The organism is Pantoea sp. X-Soil-TKNS-1280 (assembly GCF_059730475.1).
Map to the genome: position 1 here is coordinate 2,290,332 of NZ_AP035962.1, position 14,619 is coordinate 2,304,950.

Consider the following 14,619-nt stretch of genomic DNA (forward strand, 5'->3'; position numbering starts at 1 on the left):
TGCGTTATCATGATGATAGCGCATCCTATGAAGGTTCTGGAGAGTCACATGCAGCTTAAACGGGTAGCAGAAGCCAAACTGCCCACGCCATGGGGAGATTTCCTGATGGTTGGTTTTGAAGAACTGGCAACCGGTCACGACCACGTCGCGCTGGTTTATGGTGATGTTAGCGATCACACTGCGGTGCTGGCGCGCGTCCATTCTGAATGTCTGACCGGTGACGCTTTATTCAGCCTGCGCTGTGATTGCGGGTTCCAGCTTGAAGCCGCGCTGACGGCGATTGCTGAAGAAGGCCGCGGCGTGCTGCTTTATCATCGTCAGGAAGGTCGCAATATCGGCCTGTTAAACAAGATTCGTGCCTATGCACTACAGGATAAAGGCTTTGACACCGTAGAAGCCAATCATCAGTTGGGCTTTGCCGCAGATGAACGTGATTTCACGTTATGCGCTGATATGTTCAAACTGCTGGGTGTCAATGAAGTGCGCTTGCTGACCAATAACCCGCGCAAAGTGGAAATCCTCAGCGAAGCTGGCATCAATATTGTTGAGCGCGTGCCGTTAATCGTTGGCCGCAATCCAAAGAATGCCCATTACCTCGATACCAAAGCGGAAAAAATGGGGCATCTGTTGCCGAAGTCGTAATAAAAAAGCCGGGATACTCCCGGCTTTTTCTTAGTTCAGCATGTTACGAATTACGTAATGCAGAATGCCATCGTTCTGGTAATAGGTCAGTTCATTCCCCGTATCAATTCGACAGCGCGTCTCCAGCGTCTCGCGGCTGCCATCGGCGCGAGTCAGGGTCACGTTGACGGTACATCCCGGTTTGAGCTGTGCCAGGTTTGCCACATCAATATGCTCCTCACCGGTCAGTTGCAGCGTTTTACGCGTGACCCCCTGAGGAAATTCCAGCGGCAGAATCCCCATACCAATCAGGTTTGAACGATGGATACGCTCAAACGACTCGGCAATCACCACGCGCACGCCTTGTAAGCGCGGGCCTTTGGCCGCCCAGTCGCGACTTGAGCCGGAGCCGTACTCTTTGCCCGCAATCACCGCCAGCGGTATCCCCTCCTGCTGATACTTCATGGCAGCATCGTAAATCGCCAGTTGTTCATTGCTGGGGAAATGTCTGGTATAGCCCCCTTCCACGCCAGGGACCATCTCATTACGAATACGAATATTGGCAAAGGTGCCGCGCATCATCACTTCGTGGTTACCACGACGCGATCCATAGGAGTTGAAGTCGTTGCGCTCCACACCATGTGCCAGCAAATAACGCCCCGCCGGACTTTCTGCCTTGATACTGCCGGCCGGAGAGATGTGGTCGGTGGTGACTGAATCACCGAGCATCGCCAGAATGCGCGCACCGGTGATGTCCTGCACCGGTTTTGGTGTTTTTTCCATATCGTCAAAAAACGGTGACAACCGGATATAAGTTGAACCTTCATCCCAGTTATAGGTGGCTGCTTCACTCACTTTGATTTGTTGCCATTCCGGTGTGCCATCAAATACTTCGGCATACTCTTTGTGGAACATATCACTGGTCACCTTTTGTACTGCCTCGGCAATTTCTTCCGGTGACGGCCAGATTTCTTTCAGATAAACATCATGGCCGCGTTGATCCTGGCCGATCGGATCGCTCTGCAAATTAACCTTCATATTACCCGCGAGAGCATAAGCCACCACCAGCGGTGGCGAAGCCAGCCAGTTGGTTTTTACCAGGGGATGGATGCGGCCCTCGAAGTTACGATTACCGGAAAGCACTGCGCCGACGGTCAAATCGCCCTCTTTGATCGCGCTCTCGATACTATCCGGTAACGGTCCCGAGTTACCGATACAGGTAGTACAACCGTAGCCGACCAGATTGAATCCCAGTTCGTCGAGGTAAGGAGTCAGTTGCGCGACAGCCAGATAATCAGAAACCACTTTAGAACCGGGTGCCAGCGATGCCTTCACCCAGGGTTTGCGCATCAGCCCTTTTTCCACGGCTTTTTTCGCCAGTAATCCCGCCGCCATCAGTACGCTGGGATTTGAGGTATTGGTGCAGGAGGTAATCGCCGAGATCACCACCGCCCCATCATCCAGCTGATAGCTGTCACCGGTTTCGCTGTCGCGATAACTGACGCTTTTATGTGGTTTCTGTGCCTGGTTGAGTTCCAGTTCATTACTGGCGGCGAAAGCCGCAGGGACATCACCCAGCGAAACACGGTCCTGTGGACGTTTTGGACCGGCGAGGCTGGATTCAACATCATTCATATCCAGCGCCAGGGTGCTGGTAAATACGGGCTCATCACCGGGGTTACGCCACATTCCCTGCGCTTTAGCGTAGGCCTCCACCAGTTGCACCTGCACACTATCGCGGCCAGTCAACGTCATATAACTCAGGGTGACATCATCAATCGGGAAGAAACCACAGGTTGCACCGTATTCCGGTGACATATTCGCAATGGTGGCGCGGTCAGCCAGCGGCAGATCTGCCAATCCATCACCATAAAATTCGACGAATTTACCTACCACGCCATGCTTACGCAGCATCTGCGTGACGGTTAAGACCAGGTCAGTTGCGGTGATGCCGGGACGTAATTTCCCGGTAAGTTTAAAGCCCACTACATCCGGGATCAGCATTGAAACTGGCTGTCCGAGCATGGCCGCTTCTGCTTCGATACCCCCTACTCCCCAGCCCAGCACACCGAGTGCATTAATCATAGTGGTGTGAGAATCAGTACCAACCAGCGTGTCGGGGTAGGCCACATCCGTACCGTCCACGTTTTCATGCCAGATGGATTTACCGAGATACTCAAGATTCACCTGATGGCAAATGCCGGTGCCGGGTGGCACGACGCGAAACCGATTAAAGGCTTTTTGCCCCCAGCGCAGGAAAACATAACGCTCATGGTTACGTTCCATCTCTAACCGGACGTTTTCCTCAAAAGCCTCATCGTCACCAAAGTGGTCAACCGTGACCGAGTGGTCAATCACCAGATCGACAGGCGACAGCGGGTTCACCTTTGCAACATCGCCGCCGAGACGTTTTACTGCTTCACGCATTGCCGCCAAATCGACCACTGCCGGTACGCCGGTAAAGTCCTGCATCAGTACCCGCGCCGGGCGATAAGCTATCTCACGATCGGCATGTGCATCTTTTTGCCATGCCACCAGCGCCTGAATGTCTTCTGCCGTTACTGAGTCTTCATCCTGCCAGCGCAGCAGATTTTCCAGCAGAACTTTCATTGATTTGGGTAGACGATCGATATTGCCTAACTGGTGGGATGCTTTTTGCAGGCTGTAATATTGCCAGGTATTTTTACCAACTTTCAGCGTCTCCTGACTCTGCTCGCGTAACGTCGACATAGCTCCTCCTTAATAATGACACTCTTAACCTCAGTAACCACAAGGTTTAGCTTAAAGATAGACCACATTTTCGTTAACGTTTTGATAACAACACGAATTGACACATTGAGCTATGTATTTAACGACAAACAAAAATGCCCCGACGATGGGTCGAGGCATTTAAAATGAGAAACAATTTGAGTTATTGGATTACATTATCATCCACACAGCAGCGGCCCAAAAAAGGAATGAAAAGGCATATATGCTGAACCATGACATTGTTGTTGTTGCATTCATAGAGTCACTCCCTCCCGGATTCCGGGTAAAAAGGGATAACGTCCTCAGCCAGAGCTGATGACACCGTTTTTATATGCTGAGTGTTAAAAGAGGGGCTTTAAAGTTGCCCGCCGGATAACCCGGAAAAGAAGGACTACTCGTTGATATAAAAAGAGCAGAACGCAGACCTGCGTTATTTGGACTTCGGATCCATGAATGATTCAATAAAGTGACGCTGCTTTTCACTCAGTTCCCACGATGAAGGGATTGCCACTTCCTGTTCCGTGCTGGCAGCATCTTTTGCTTTACACACAGGTGTGTTGGGCTGACGTGCAGAAACTGAAGATTTACTGCTGAGTGTATTTGCCCACATGGCTTAACCCCACATACGCCAAATCATTAGTGCCACCACTACCCAGAACAAGGCTGATGCAGCGAAGACAGTCAACCAGGCTTTGCGACGGATGTTACCTGAACGCTCAACCTTGGTGCTTTTAGCCCGGAAATCCGGTTGTACAGTTAATCTCGTAGCCATAGTTTTTGATAATCACTCTCAATAAAACGATTGATGACATCGATTAAGATTTAGGACGAATCCTAAACGCGTTAAGACCAAAAATCCAGTTATTTTTATTGAGCACAACGATTAATGCTATTTATCAAAATGTCAGAAACTGATGAGATAAATTTAATAACTAAGCAAACTATTAATTAAATAGTTACATTGTAAATTTGGGTTAAATCAAAATTAGATCCAATCTTAATTAAACCTTAATTTACCGGACCAGCTAAAAAGCCCTTCCCCATCAACTCTTAACTGGAGTATGGGAATATTCCTGGGATCTCGCAAAGCGGTAAAGTAAAAAATGTGTACTAATTCGCATTTAAGAACTAACAATGAAAAAACATGTGACCGATGTTTCATTTACAAAAAAATAATGAAAATTTTTGAGCTACGGCTGGCGCTAAGTAAGGAAAAAACTGAGGGTGCCAGTCAGGCACCCCGAAAAAATAATGACTTAGCGGATCACTTGAAAGGTAACTTGATATCACGGAACATGGCTTCAATATCTTCATTGGAGCGCAAGGCGACTGCGGTATCCACGACATCGCGGGTCAGATGCGGAGCAAAACGCTGAATAAAATCATACATATAACTACGCAGGAAGGTACTGCGTCTGAAACCAATCTTCGTGGTGCTATTGGTAAATATCTCTGATGCTTCAATGCGGACTAAATCCGGATCGGAAACCGGGTCCACCGCCATGCTGGCAATCACTCCCACCCCTAATCCTAAACGGACATAGGTCTTGATGACATCCGCATCGGTGGCGGTAAAGACAATACGTGGCGTCAGTCCCGCACGATTAAACGCGGTATCCAGCTCAGAACGTCCGGTAAAGCCGAAGGTGTAAGTCACCAGAGGGAACTCGGCCAGCTCCTCAATCGTCACCTGCGCTTTCCCCGCCAGCGGATGGTCCGGCGTCACCACTATTGCGCGGTTCCAGTGATAACACGGCAGCATAATCAGGTCGTCGTAGAGATGCAGCGCTTCGGTGGCAATAGCAAAGTCAGCATTGCCTTTAGAAACCGCTTCAGCAATTTGGGTAGGTGAGCCCTGATGCATATGCAGGGACACACGTGGATAGCGTTCGATAAAGCCTTTAATGACCCCTGGCAGCGCATAACGGGCCTGAGTATGGGTCGTCGCGACGTACAGTGAACCTTTATCTGGCCAGGTATGCTCACCAGCAACCGATTTGATCGCATCGACTTTAGATAGCACTTCACGGGCAATGCGAATGATTTCCTCACCCGCTGGGGTAACCTGCGTCAGATGTTTACCGCTGCGGGCAAAAATCTGCACGCCCAGTTCATCTTCCAGCATTCTGACCTGTTTACTGATGCCTGGCTGCGAAGTGTATAAGCCTTCTGCGGTGGAAGAGACATTGAGGTTGTGATTGACCACTTCAACGATGTAACGCAACTGCTGCAATTTCATAGTTATATCTTCCCGGTAGGCGACAGAGTAGCAATCCCCCATGAGCGTGTTTCCGCCCTGGTTGAGGTATTTCAGGGAATGCGCGTCAGCGAAACGTAAAATCTATAACCACTATATCAGTTAAAGAAAGAATGTAGAACGATTAGCTATAAGGATGGGAAAAAGGCCAGCAAATGCTGGCCTTGGGGGGATTATTTTTTCGCTTCCTGCCATTTGCCGTCGATATAGAAGGCAGACCAACCGGTCGCTTTGCCCTCTTTTTCTGAGGCAACATATTGCTGCTTAGTCTTGCGACTAAAGCGCACCATGGTTTTGTTGCCTTCCGGATCGGTGGCCGGTGCTTCTGCCAGATATTTCAATTTTTCCGGCAGACGGTCAGCGAAACGCTGCAACTCTTCCACCAGCGGCGCACGGGTCTCGCGCGATTTAGGGAAGGTATTGGCGGCCAGGAATACACCGGCTGCGCCATCACGCAGGACGAAATACGCATCCGATTTCTCGCACGGCAGTTCCGGCAACGGTACCGGATCTTCCTTCGGCGGCGCGACTTCACCGTTACGCAGGATTTTGCGGGTGTTTTTACACTCGTCGTTGGTACAGGCCATGTACTTACCGAAACGTCCCATTTTCAGGTGCATTTCAGAACCACATTTTTCGCATTCAACGATCGGGCCATCATAACCTTTGATACGGAACTCGCCCTGCTCGATTTCGTAGCCATCACATTCCGGGTTGTTACCACAAACATGCAACTTGCGCTGATTATCAATCAGGTAACTGTCCATCGCAGTGCCGCACTTCTGGCAACGGCGGCGGGCGCGTAATGCGTTGGTTTCCGCATCGTCACCTTCCAGCACGTTCAGCACTTCGTTTTCCGGGATCAGGTTGATGGTCTGCTTACAACGCTCTTTCGGCGGCAGCGCATAACCGGAACAACCGAGGAACACGCCGGTGCTGGCGGTGCGAATGCCCATCTTACGTCCACAGGTGGGGCAATCGATGGAGGTCAGCACCATCTGGTTCGGCTGCATGCCGCCTTCTTCCGGCTCTTTTTCGGCCTGATCCAGCTGCTGGCTGAAATCGCTAAAGAAAGAGTCCAGCACACCTTTCCACTCGGCCTGATTGTTTGCCACCTGATCGAGGCTGTCTTCCATGTGCGCGGTGAAGTCGTAGTTCATCAGCTCACGGAAGTTCTCTTCCAGACGATCGGTGACAATCTCACCCATTTTTTCCGCGTAGAAACGACGGTTCTCGACCCGCACATAACCACGATCCTGAATCGTCGAGATGATGGAAGCATAGGTAGAAGGACGACCAATACCGCGCTTTTCCAGCTCACGCACCAGCGAAGCTTCACTGAAACGGGCTGGCGGCTTGGTAAAGTGCTGGCTTGGCAGCAATTCTTTCAGATCCAGCACATCGCCAACATTCACCGGAGGCAACGTCAGATCTTCATCATTCTTGCGCAGCGCAGGCATCACGCGAGTCCAGCCATCAAAACGCAGAGTGCGTCCTTTGGCTTTCAGTTTGAAGTCAGCTGCGCCCACGGTCAGCGTGGTGGAGTCATACTGCGCAGGCACCATCTGGCAAGCAACGAACTGACGCCAAATCAGCTGATAAAGCTTCTGCGCGTCCGCTTCCATATCCTTCAGCTTATCCGCCACGATCTCCACGTCAGAAGGACGAATCGCTTCGTGCGCTTCCTGCGAATTGTCTTTGCTGGCGTAAGTGTTAGGTGCCTCTGGCAGATATTTCTTACCAAAATTCTGGTCGATATAACCGCGTGCCATAGCAATGGCATCCTGACTCAGGTTGGTTGAGTCAGTACGCATATAAGTGATGTGGCCCGCTTCGTACAGACGCTGTGCCATCATCATGGTTTTCTTCACGCCGAAGCCAAGACGCGTACTGGCCGCCTGCTGCAGGGTAGAAGTAATGAAAGGCGCAGAAGGCTTGCTGCTGGTCGGTTTATCTTCACGATCCAGCACGTCATAACGGGCTTTCTGCAGCAGCGCAACCGCCGCATGGGTCTGTTCACGGTTAACCGGACGGAAGGCTTTATCGCCCTGATGCGTCACCTGCATCGCCAGCGCATCGCCTTTGGGCGTAACAAAGTCAGCATCGATTTCCCAGTATTCTTCCGGGACGAAGGCTTTGATTTCGCGCTCGCGCTCCACCACCAGACGCACCGCCACTGACTGCACACGACCGGCAGACAGACCACGGGCGATTTTCTTCCACAGCAGCGGAGAAACCATATAACCCACCACGCGGTCCATAAAACGGCGCGCCTGCTGAGCATTAACACGTTCGATATTCAGCTCGCCCGGCTTATCAAACGCCTGACGAATTGCATTTTTGGTGATTTCGTTAAACACCACGCGGCTAAAACGCTTGTCGTCGCCACCAATAACCTCGCGCAGATGCCAGGCAATGGCTTCCCCTTCGCGGTCAAGGTCGGTTGCGAGATAGATGTGATCAGCATCGGCCGCAAGGCTTTTCAGTTCTGAAACTACCTTTTCTTTACCCGGCAGAATCTGATAATCCGCCTGCCAACCATGCCAGGGATCCACGCCCATGCGATTCACCAGCGCGGCTTTTTCATCTTTCTTTACCTTCTTACCGGCGGGTTTCGCTTTTTCCCCGTCGGCACTTTTACGGGTCGTTGAACCACTGGTCGGCAAATCACGGATATGACCGACGCTGGATTTCACCACGTAGTCATTACCGAGGTATTTATTGATTGTTTTGGCCTTTGCCGGGGACTCAACGATGACGAGTGCTTTACCCATATGTACCTTTACCTAATTGAAACGTCCTGATAAACGGGAGAGGATTGGAGACCCTGAAACCCAATGGGTTCAATATTGCTGCCACTTTTTCACTTTTCAAGGCAACCGGGACAATCTCAGGTCAGATTGCATCGACTTATGCAACTTTATGATTAGGAGCGAGTTTTCCATCTGACAGTATCACACATCCCGGTGTGATCTCCCTGAAATCTGAATCGCCCACACTCTACCTGATAAAATCCGTTACGCAACTTAATTAGCACTCTGTTTAATTTTGCGCCAATTTTGCCTGTTGCCACTGATTTGCACCTCCCACTCACTGGCAAGTAATATAGAAGGAGAAAAGTGACTGTCAAAAAAGGAGTGAATAATGTCAGCATTTACGGAATCCATTTCACGCCAGGTGTTACTGGAAAAAGCCAATCAGCTCATCAAAGAACACGATGATTATTTCGCCGGTATGGAAGCCAATGAGGTCATCCAGCAAGGGGACGTGTTAGTGTTTCGCGGCCCCTTCTTTCTTGATGAACAAGGTTTACCCACTGTCAAAACCACTGCCGTATTTAACGTGTTCAAATACCTGGCGCTGACCTTTTCTTCCCACTATCACCTGGAATAAAAAAACCCGGCCGGAGCCGGGTGGTTTTACAGTAGCGGCTTATTACCACGCTGCCACATTTTCAGAATTACCCGCTCCGCTGCCAGGCTGGCGCTATGGGTCACGCGATCGATCATTTTGCGTTTGCGCGCATAGTGCACGCCGAGCACGGTAAAGCGGTCCATCTGATGGATAATCAGCGCATCGCTGGTGCCAATTTCGTCAACCAACCCCAGGTCCAGCGCCTGGCGACCATACCAATGTTCGCCGGTCGCCACCTTTTCCAGGTCGAGCGTCGGGCGCATCTGATGGACAAAATCTTTAAACAGCTGATGCGTTTCGTTCAGATCTTCGCGAAACTTTTCCCGGCCTTCGTCGGTATTTTCGCCAAACAGCGTCAGGGTACGTTTGTACTGACCCGCGGTATGCAGCTCGACATCGATATCGTTACGCTTCAGCAGACGGTTAAAGTTGGGGATTTGTGCCACGACCCCGATCGAACCTACGATCGAGAACGGTGCCGCGACAATGCGATCGGCTACACACGCCATCATATAACCGCCACTGGCGGCCACCTTATCCACCGCCGCCGTCAGCGTCAGACCCGCATCACGGAGCCGTTGCAGCTGCGACGCCGCCAGGCCATAACCGTGCACCACCCCGCCGGGGCTTTCCAGCTTCAGCAACACTTCATCGCCCGGAGTGGCTACCGCCAGCACCGCAGAGATCTCTTCACGCAGTGAGCTGACTTCTCCGGCGTCCATACTGCCTTTAAATTCCAGCACATACAGCGTCGGCTTTTCCGCTTCCGCTACACCGGCTTTGGCATTACGTTTGGCGGTTTTTGCTTTCTGCTTCTCTTCTTTTTTATGCTGTTTCAGCCAGACTTTTTGCATCTGAGGCTTCATTTTCGCCAGCTGCAAATCTTCTTTCATCTGGCGGTAGTCTTCATCCAGATGGGTTAAGCGCAACTGACCGCCGCTGTGACGTTTACGCAGCGCCGCATTGAGCACAATCAGAACAATAGCTGCGATCGTCACCACCACGGTGACGGCCTTGGCCAGAAATAATCCATAGCTGGAGAGTAAATCCATTCTGCCGCCTTATTAAACAGTGAATTACAGACAAAGGCTGAGTTTACCCGCTTTACCCGCGTTCGTCGCCTGAATTGCCGGCAGGCGGCACAGAATGCACGGTTGAGCGATTGCACCGAACGCCAATTTGAGGCATAAAACCAAAAAACCCTCTGACCTGTGCAAAGGACATCGCTGTGCATTATCAACCGAAAAGCGATCTGCTTGAAAATCGTATTATCCTGGTCACCGGCGCCTCTGACGGTATTGGCCGCGAAGCTGCATTAACCTATGCGCGCTATGGTGCGCAGGTGATCCTGTTAGGCCGTAATCCCGATACGCTGCAACAAACTGAACACGCAATCAATCGACTCAACAAAAAGCCCGCGTCATCGTTGCTACTGGATTTCTCTCATGCCACGCCAGAAAGTTGCCAGCAACTGGCACAACAGCTGGCCCAGCAGGTACCGCGTCTGGATGGCGTGCTGCATAACGCCGGCATTCTCGGTGAAATTGTGCCGCTTGCCGAACTGGAGCCGCATATCTGGCGTCAGGTAATGCAAATTAACCTCGATGCCACCTTTTTTCTCACTCAAGCCCTGCTGCCATTGCTGCTGAAATCCGATGCCGGCTCTCTGATCTTCACCACCTCAAGCGTAGGCCGGGTGGGCCGCGCGGGTTGGGGAGCTTATGCCGTGTCAAAATTTGCCACCGAAGGCATGATGCAGGTATTGGCTGATGAATATAAAAATCGCCATTTACGGGTGAATTGCATCAATCCGGGCGGTACTCGCACCAAAATGCGCGCCAGCGCCTTCCCGGATGAAGATGCCAGCCTACTGAAGACTCCGACTGATTTGATGCCGCTCTACCTTTATTTAATGGGTGATGACAGCAGACGAAAAACCGGCATCAGTTTTGACGCGCAGCCAGGACGCAAACCCGGACCAGCCAGCGCATGAGTGAACAACGTCATCAGCAACGCCAGCAGCGTTTAAAAGAACAGGTAGATGCACGTATCGCGGCAGCCAGTGAAACCCGTGGCATTCTGATTGTGTTTACCGGCAATGGTAAAGGCAAAACCACCGCGGCATTTGGCACCGCATTGCGCGCCTGTGGCCATGGCAAAAAAGTGGCGGCGATTCAGTTTATTAAAGGTGAATGGCCCAACGGCGAACGTAATCTGCTGGAGCAGCATGGGGTGGAATTCCAGGTGATGGCAACGGGCTTTACCTGGGAAACGCAGAACCGGGCAACCGACACCACCGCCTGCCAGCAGGTGTGGCAACACGCGCGACGCATGCTGGCTGATCCGCAGTTGGATCTGGTGATTCTTGATGAGATCACCTACATGGTCAGCATGGATTATCTGGATCTGGATGAATTGGTGACGGCTTTAATCGAGCGGCCGCTGGAGCAAACGGTCATCATTACTGGCCGCGGTTGTCACCGTACATTACTGGAGATGGCCGATACCGTGACGGAGATGCGCCCGGTAAAACACGCGTTTGATGCCGGCATTCAGGCTCAGCAAGGTATTGACTGGTAAAAACAATTGACGCCGCAAAGGCGGCGTCAATGATAACTCAGGAACCGCGCTTACTGCTGCGACGGGGCGAGTTACTGACCTGGCTGTGACGTTTCACTGCACGGCGAATCTGGTTCGCTTTCGTGCGGCGACGATCTTTCTCAACCGCCACTTTGGTCACCGTCTCTTCCGGCATCTCAACCAGGGTCCGCAGATAGTTTACCGCCGGTAATTCCAGCTCCATCCAGCCACCACGCGGCAGGCCTTTAGGCAGTTGAATATCACCATAACGCACACGCATCAGACGGCTCACCTGCACGCCAACCGCTTCCCATAAACGACGTACTTCACGGTTACGGCCTTCGGTCAGCGTCACGTTGTACCATTGGTTGATACCTTCGCCACCCGCGAAACGCAGCGTTTTGAATGCCGCAGGGCCGTCTTCCAGCTGCACGCCTTTGCTCAGCTGGCGAATTTTATCATCGCCAACTTCACCGAACACGCGTACCGCGTATTCACGTTCAACTTCACGGCTCGGGTGCATCAGGCGATTCGCCAGTTCACCATCGGTGGTAAACAGCAACAGGCCACAGGTATTCACATCCAGGCGACCAACGGCAATCCAGCGCGATCCACGCAGGCGAGGCAGGCGGTCAAACACCGTCGGACGCCCTTCCGGATCGTTACGGGTGCAGAGTTCACCTTCGGGTTTGTAATACGCCAGCACCCGACACACTTCCGTGGTGGATTCAGCGATGGAAACCACATGGCCATCAATACGGATTTTCAGGGATTTGTCGTTTTCGATGCGATCGCCCAGCGTCGCCAGTTTGCCATCAACGCTGACGCGTCCGGCCGAAATCATGGTTTCGATTTCGCGGCGCGAACCATGACCGGCACGCGCTAATACTTTCTGTAATTTCTCGCTCATTGAGCAGCCTCGTTGTCGCCTTCCCAGGCGTCGTGGTAAGAAGGTGCGGATACAGGGATTACCAGTTCCCATATCAGAATTCGTTTCAGCCGCCAGACCTGCAAGCGGCCCGCGATTTTACACTAAGCATAGCAGCGTTAAAACCTTTTACTTTTCTGCCGATAACAATGGTCGCGCATTTAGTGTCCATCCTGCAGAGAAAAACGCTATCCATTCGCAAAATTAATAAATGGCCCGCAGCGATATCAGGCTATTTTGCCCCAACCCCCTGAATTTTTGCCTTTTTGACCTGAGAGTCGTTGTCAGAAAAGCAGCCGCACTTAAACAAACTGATACATTAGCCACTCTCAATACTGCAATCACAGCATAGCCATCTATGCTTATGTTAAAGTGCGATTACAAAGACTACCACGGAAGTCAAAAACAGAATTTAATCCTGATCAACACGCTTAAGTAAGCCTCATCCCCCCAATAAATGTAAATTCCCAGCTAAATAACAGCGTGGATTGGATTACATCTATATTTTCTGATTTATTTTATAAAGGTTAAATTTCTGAATTGTTCTGATTTAAAATCTGTGTAAAATTTGACCCTGAAATCCAGTGCATCGTGAAAATAAACACTTTAAGCCTTACCTTTTATTATCTATTTACTAACAAATCAATAACGAGCATTGTGAAATTTCATTGATAATATAAACCGGCGCGCGCGGGAGTTGTTGCGTTAATTCATTCAGGTACGAATTAAACTTGCATGCCAAAAATCTTCACCAGGGATTTTACCGGTATGCCTGAATAAAGATTACTATCATGAGAACTTCCCTGCTTTGGCCTGCGCTCGCCGCGCTGGCACTGAGCGGTTGTTCCGTGGGCCATACTGAGTACAGCCGTGCGGCGCTGCAACACGTTGATATGAGCGTGACCGGCATCCCGACTGTACTGGGTTTAGGTGTCCTCGGCACAACCATTCCTTTAACACCAGAGTACAGCCTGACAGCTGCTCACGTTGCGACCACTGCCGTCCAGCGTGTGAAGGCTTATCACCCGTATTGTGATGTGGCAATTATTTATCACAAGAACGATCCTAAGACGTTGGTTAAATTCCGCAAAAGTGCCATTGGCGAACCGATTAAGATGTACGGTTACAGCTTTATTTCTGCCATGCCCGTTGAATCAAATGGTGTGAATTTAGCGCGTACCGCAATCAATAATCACTGGAATAAAAAACCCTGCGTGGCGATGGCGACAAATGCTGGCGTGGTACAGGGAATGTCAGGAGGTGCGGTATATAATGCAGACCAGACCATGGCTGGCGTTATTGTCGGATATAGCCATGAAATCGATAATGTGCGCAGTGGTAAAACGGTCCTGAAAGATGTATCGCTCTATATTCCGTATGGCGAATTCAGAACCTGGCTGGAAACCAATATTGGCCAGACGCCGGAGACGACGCCTGACCACGCATAATTACAGGAAAGGGCGAATATCGCCGACGCCTTCACGCACAATCACTGGAGCATCGCTGGTGAGATCGACCACCGTGGTCGGCTGTTGTCCCAGCGTACCGCCATCAATGATCAGATCGACCAGTTTACCGATGTTGTGCTGGATCTCTTCCGGGTCGGATTCGGTAAAATCATTACCCGGCAGCATCAGCGAGGTGGACATCATCGGCTCATTGAGTGCCTCCAGCAGCGCCAGCGCCACCGGGTTTGAAGGCACACGCAAACCAATGGTCTTACGTTTATCGTTCATCAAACGACGTGGCACTTCTTTGGTGGCTTTCAAAATAAAGGTGTAATTACCGGGCGTATTATTTTTGATGATACGAAACGCCGAATTATCCACCTGCGAATACGTCGAGAGTTCTGACAGATCACGACACATCAGGGTGAAATTGTGGTGCCCATCCAGCTGTCGGATACGGCAGATGCGCTCCATGGCATTTTTCTCTTCGAGACGGCAACCCAGCGCATAACCGGAATCGGTCGGATAAACAATAACTCCGCCTTTATTGAGATAGTCAACCGCCTGGTTGACCAGACGTGGCTGCGGATTATCCGGGTGAATATGGAACAGTTGACTCATAA

General features: G+C 51.1%; 13 protein-coding genes. 5 read left to right on the plus strand and 8 right to left on the minus strand.

The window, feature by feature from the left end; all coding sequences use genetic code 11:
• Positions 1–48: 48 nt before the first annotated feature.
• Positions 49–642, plus strand: a complete 594-nt coding sequence (gene ribA, locus AC6I8X_RS10665; protein WP_299453512.1) for a GTP cyclohydrolase II — start codon at positions 49–51, stop codon at positions 640–642.
• 30 nt (positions 643–672) lie between these two features.
• On the opposite strand, the gene acnA is transcribed toward ribA, so the two are convergent.
• The 5 genes from acnA to topA form a co-directional block, all read right to left on the minus strand.
• A complete protein-coding gene (acnA, locus tag AC6I8X_RS10670; RefSeq protein ID WP_497839775.1) occupies positions 673–3,351 on the minus strand; it encodes an aconitate hydratase AcnA in 2,679 nt (892 codons plus the stop codon).
• Between the two features lie 448 nt (positions 3,352–3,799).
• Positions 3,800–3,979, minus strand: a complete 180-nt coding sequence (locus tag AC6I8X_RS10675) for a YciX family protein (RefSeq protein WP_299453507.1) — start codon at positions 3,977–3,979, stop codon at positions 3,800–3,802.
• A gap of 3 nt (positions 3,980–3,982) precedes the next feature.
• Positions 3,983–4,141 (minus strand): YmiA family putative membrane protein, encoded by a 159-nt coding sequence (locus AC6I8X_RS10680; protein ID WP_013509244.1) that lies wholly within the window; start codon positions 4,139–4,141, stop codon positions 3,983–3,985.
• Between the two features lie 492 nt (positions 4,142–4,633).
• Positions 4,634–5,608: an HTH-type transcriptional regulator CysB gene (gene cysB / locus AC6I8X_RS10685; RefSeq protein WP_021183095.1), complete on the minus strand. Its 975-nt coding sequence runs from the start codon at positions 5,606–5,608 to the stop codon at positions 4,634–4,636.
• Positions 5,609–5,799: 191 nt separating this feature from the next.
• Positions 5,800–8,400 (minus strand): type I DNA topoisomerase, encoded by a 2,601-nt coding sequence (gene topA / locus AC6I8X_RS10690; RefSeq protein WP_497839776.1) that lies wholly within the window; start codon positions 8,398–8,400, stop codon positions 5,800–5,802.
• 370 nt (positions 8,401–8,770) lie between these two features.
• Between topA and AC6I8X_RS10695 the strand changes: the two genes are divergently transcribed.
• Positions 8,771–9,019 carry a DUF2498 family protein gene (locus tag AC6I8X_RS10695; RefSeq protein WP_299453502.1) on the plus strand — a complete coding sequence of 83 codons (249 nt, stop codon included), beginning with the start codon at positions 8,771–8,773 and terminating at the stop codon, positions 9,017–9,019.
• 26 nt (positions 9,020–9,045) lie between these two features.
• Here AC6I8X_RS10695 and sohB read toward each other — a convergent pair whose 3' ends face one another.
• Entirely contained in the window at positions 9,046–10,092 is a 1,047-nt protein-coding gene (gene sohB, locus AC6I8X_RS10700; protein WP_299453499.1) for a protease SohB, read from the minus strand.
• Between the two features lie 176 nt (positions 10,093–10,268).
• Here sohB and AC6I8X_RS10705 point away from each other — a divergent pair, with 176 nt between their 5' ends.
• Both AC6I8X_RS10705 and cobO read left to right on the plus strand, forming a co-directional pair.
• A complete protein-coding gene (locus tag AC6I8X_RS10705; protein WP_416412394.1) occupies positions 10,269–11,033 on the plus strand; it encodes a YciK family oxidoreductase in 765 nt (254 codons plus the stop codon).
• Positions 11,030–11,620: a cob(I)yrinic acid a,c-diamide adenosyltransferase gene (gene cobO, locus AC6I8X_RS10710; RefSeq protein WP_299453493.1), complete on the plus strand. Its 591-nt coding sequence runs from the start codon at positions 11,030–11,032 to the stop codon at positions 11,618–11,620. Before AC6I8X_RS10705 ends, cobO begins: the two co-directional genes overlap by 4 nt.
• Before the next feature lie 37 nt (positions 11,621–11,657).
• Here the strand turns inward: cobO and rluB are convergent, their stop codons facing one another.
• Positions 11,658–12,530 (minus strand): 23S rRNA pseudouridine(2605) synthase RluB, encoded by an 873-nt coding sequence (rluB, locus tag AC6I8X_RS10715; RefSeq protein ID WP_208715232.1) that lies wholly within the window; start codon positions 12,528–12,530, stop codon positions 11,658–11,660.
• Positions 12,531–13,339: 809 nt separating this feature from the next.
• Between rluB and AC6I8X_RS10720 the strand changes: the two genes are divergently transcribed.
• Positions 13,340–13,996: a serine protease gene (locus AC6I8X_RS10720; RefSeq protein ID WP_313687965.1), complete on the plus strand. Its 657-nt coding sequence runs from the start codon at positions 13,340–13,342 to the stop codon at positions 13,994–13,996.
• Here AC6I8X_RS10720 and AC6I8X_RS10725 read toward each other — a convergent pair whose 3' ends face one another.
• Complete coding sequence (locus tag AC6I8X_RS10725) at positions 13,997–14,617, minus strand: L-threonylcarbamoyladenylate synthase (protein WP_299453484.1); 621 nt, start codon at positions 14,615–14,617, stop codon at positions 13,997–13,999.
• Positions 14,618–14,619 lie beyond the last annotated feature (2 nt).

What these genes read in the sequence shown, in the direction of transcription:
- ribA (WP_299453512.1), top strand. Translation starts at nt 49, where the DNA reads ATGCAGCTTAAACGGGTAGCAGAAGCCAAACTGCCCACGCCATGGGGA.
- acnA (WP_497839775.1), bottom strand. Translation starts at nt 3,351, where the DNA reads ATGTCGACGTTACGCGAGCAGAGTCAGGAGACGCTGAAAGTTGGTAAA.
- AC6I8X_RS10675 (WP_299453507.1), bottom strand. Translation starts at nt 3,979, where the DNA reads ATGTGGGCAAATACACTCAGCAGTAAATCTTCAGTTTCTGCACGTCAG.
- AC6I8X_RS10680 (WP_013509244.1), bottom strand. Translation starts at nt 4,141, where the DNA reads ATGGCTACGAGATTAACTGTACAACCGGATTTCCGGGCTAAAAGCACC.
- cysB (WP_021183095.1), bottom strand. Translation starts at nt 5,608, where the DNA reads ATGAAATTGCAGCAGTTGCGTTACATCGTTGAAGTGGTCAATCACAAC.
- topA (WP_497839776.1), bottom strand. Translation starts at nt 8,400, where the DNA reads ATGGGTAAAGCACTCGTCATCGTTGAGTCCCCGGCAAAGGCCAAAACA.
- AC6I8X_RS10695 (WP_299453502.1), top strand. Translation starts at nt 8,771, where the DNA reads ATGTCAGCATTTACGGAATCCATTTCACGCCAGGTGTTACTGGAAAAA.
- sohB (WP_299453499.1), bottom strand. Translation starts at nt 10,092, where the DNA reads ATGGATTTACTCTCCAGCTATGGATTATTTCTGGCCAAGGCCGTCACC.
- cobO (WP_299453493.1), top strand. Translation starts at nt 11,030, where the DNA reads ATGAGTGAACAACGTCATCAGCAACGCCAGCAGCGTTTAAAAGAACAG.
- rluB (WP_208715232.1), bottom strand. Translation starts at nt 12,530, where the DNA reads ATGAGCGAGAAATTACAGAAAGTATTAGCGCGTGCCGGTCATGGTTCG.
- AC6I8X_RS10720 (WP_313687965.1), top strand. Translation starts at nt 13,340, where the DNA reads ATGAGAACTTCCCTGCTTTGGCCTGCGCTCGCCGCGCTGGCACTGAGC.
- AC6I8X_RS10725 (WP_299453484.1), bottom strand. Translation starts at nt 14,617, where the DNA reads ATGAGTCAACTGTTCCATATTCACCCGGATAATCCGCAGCCACGTCTG.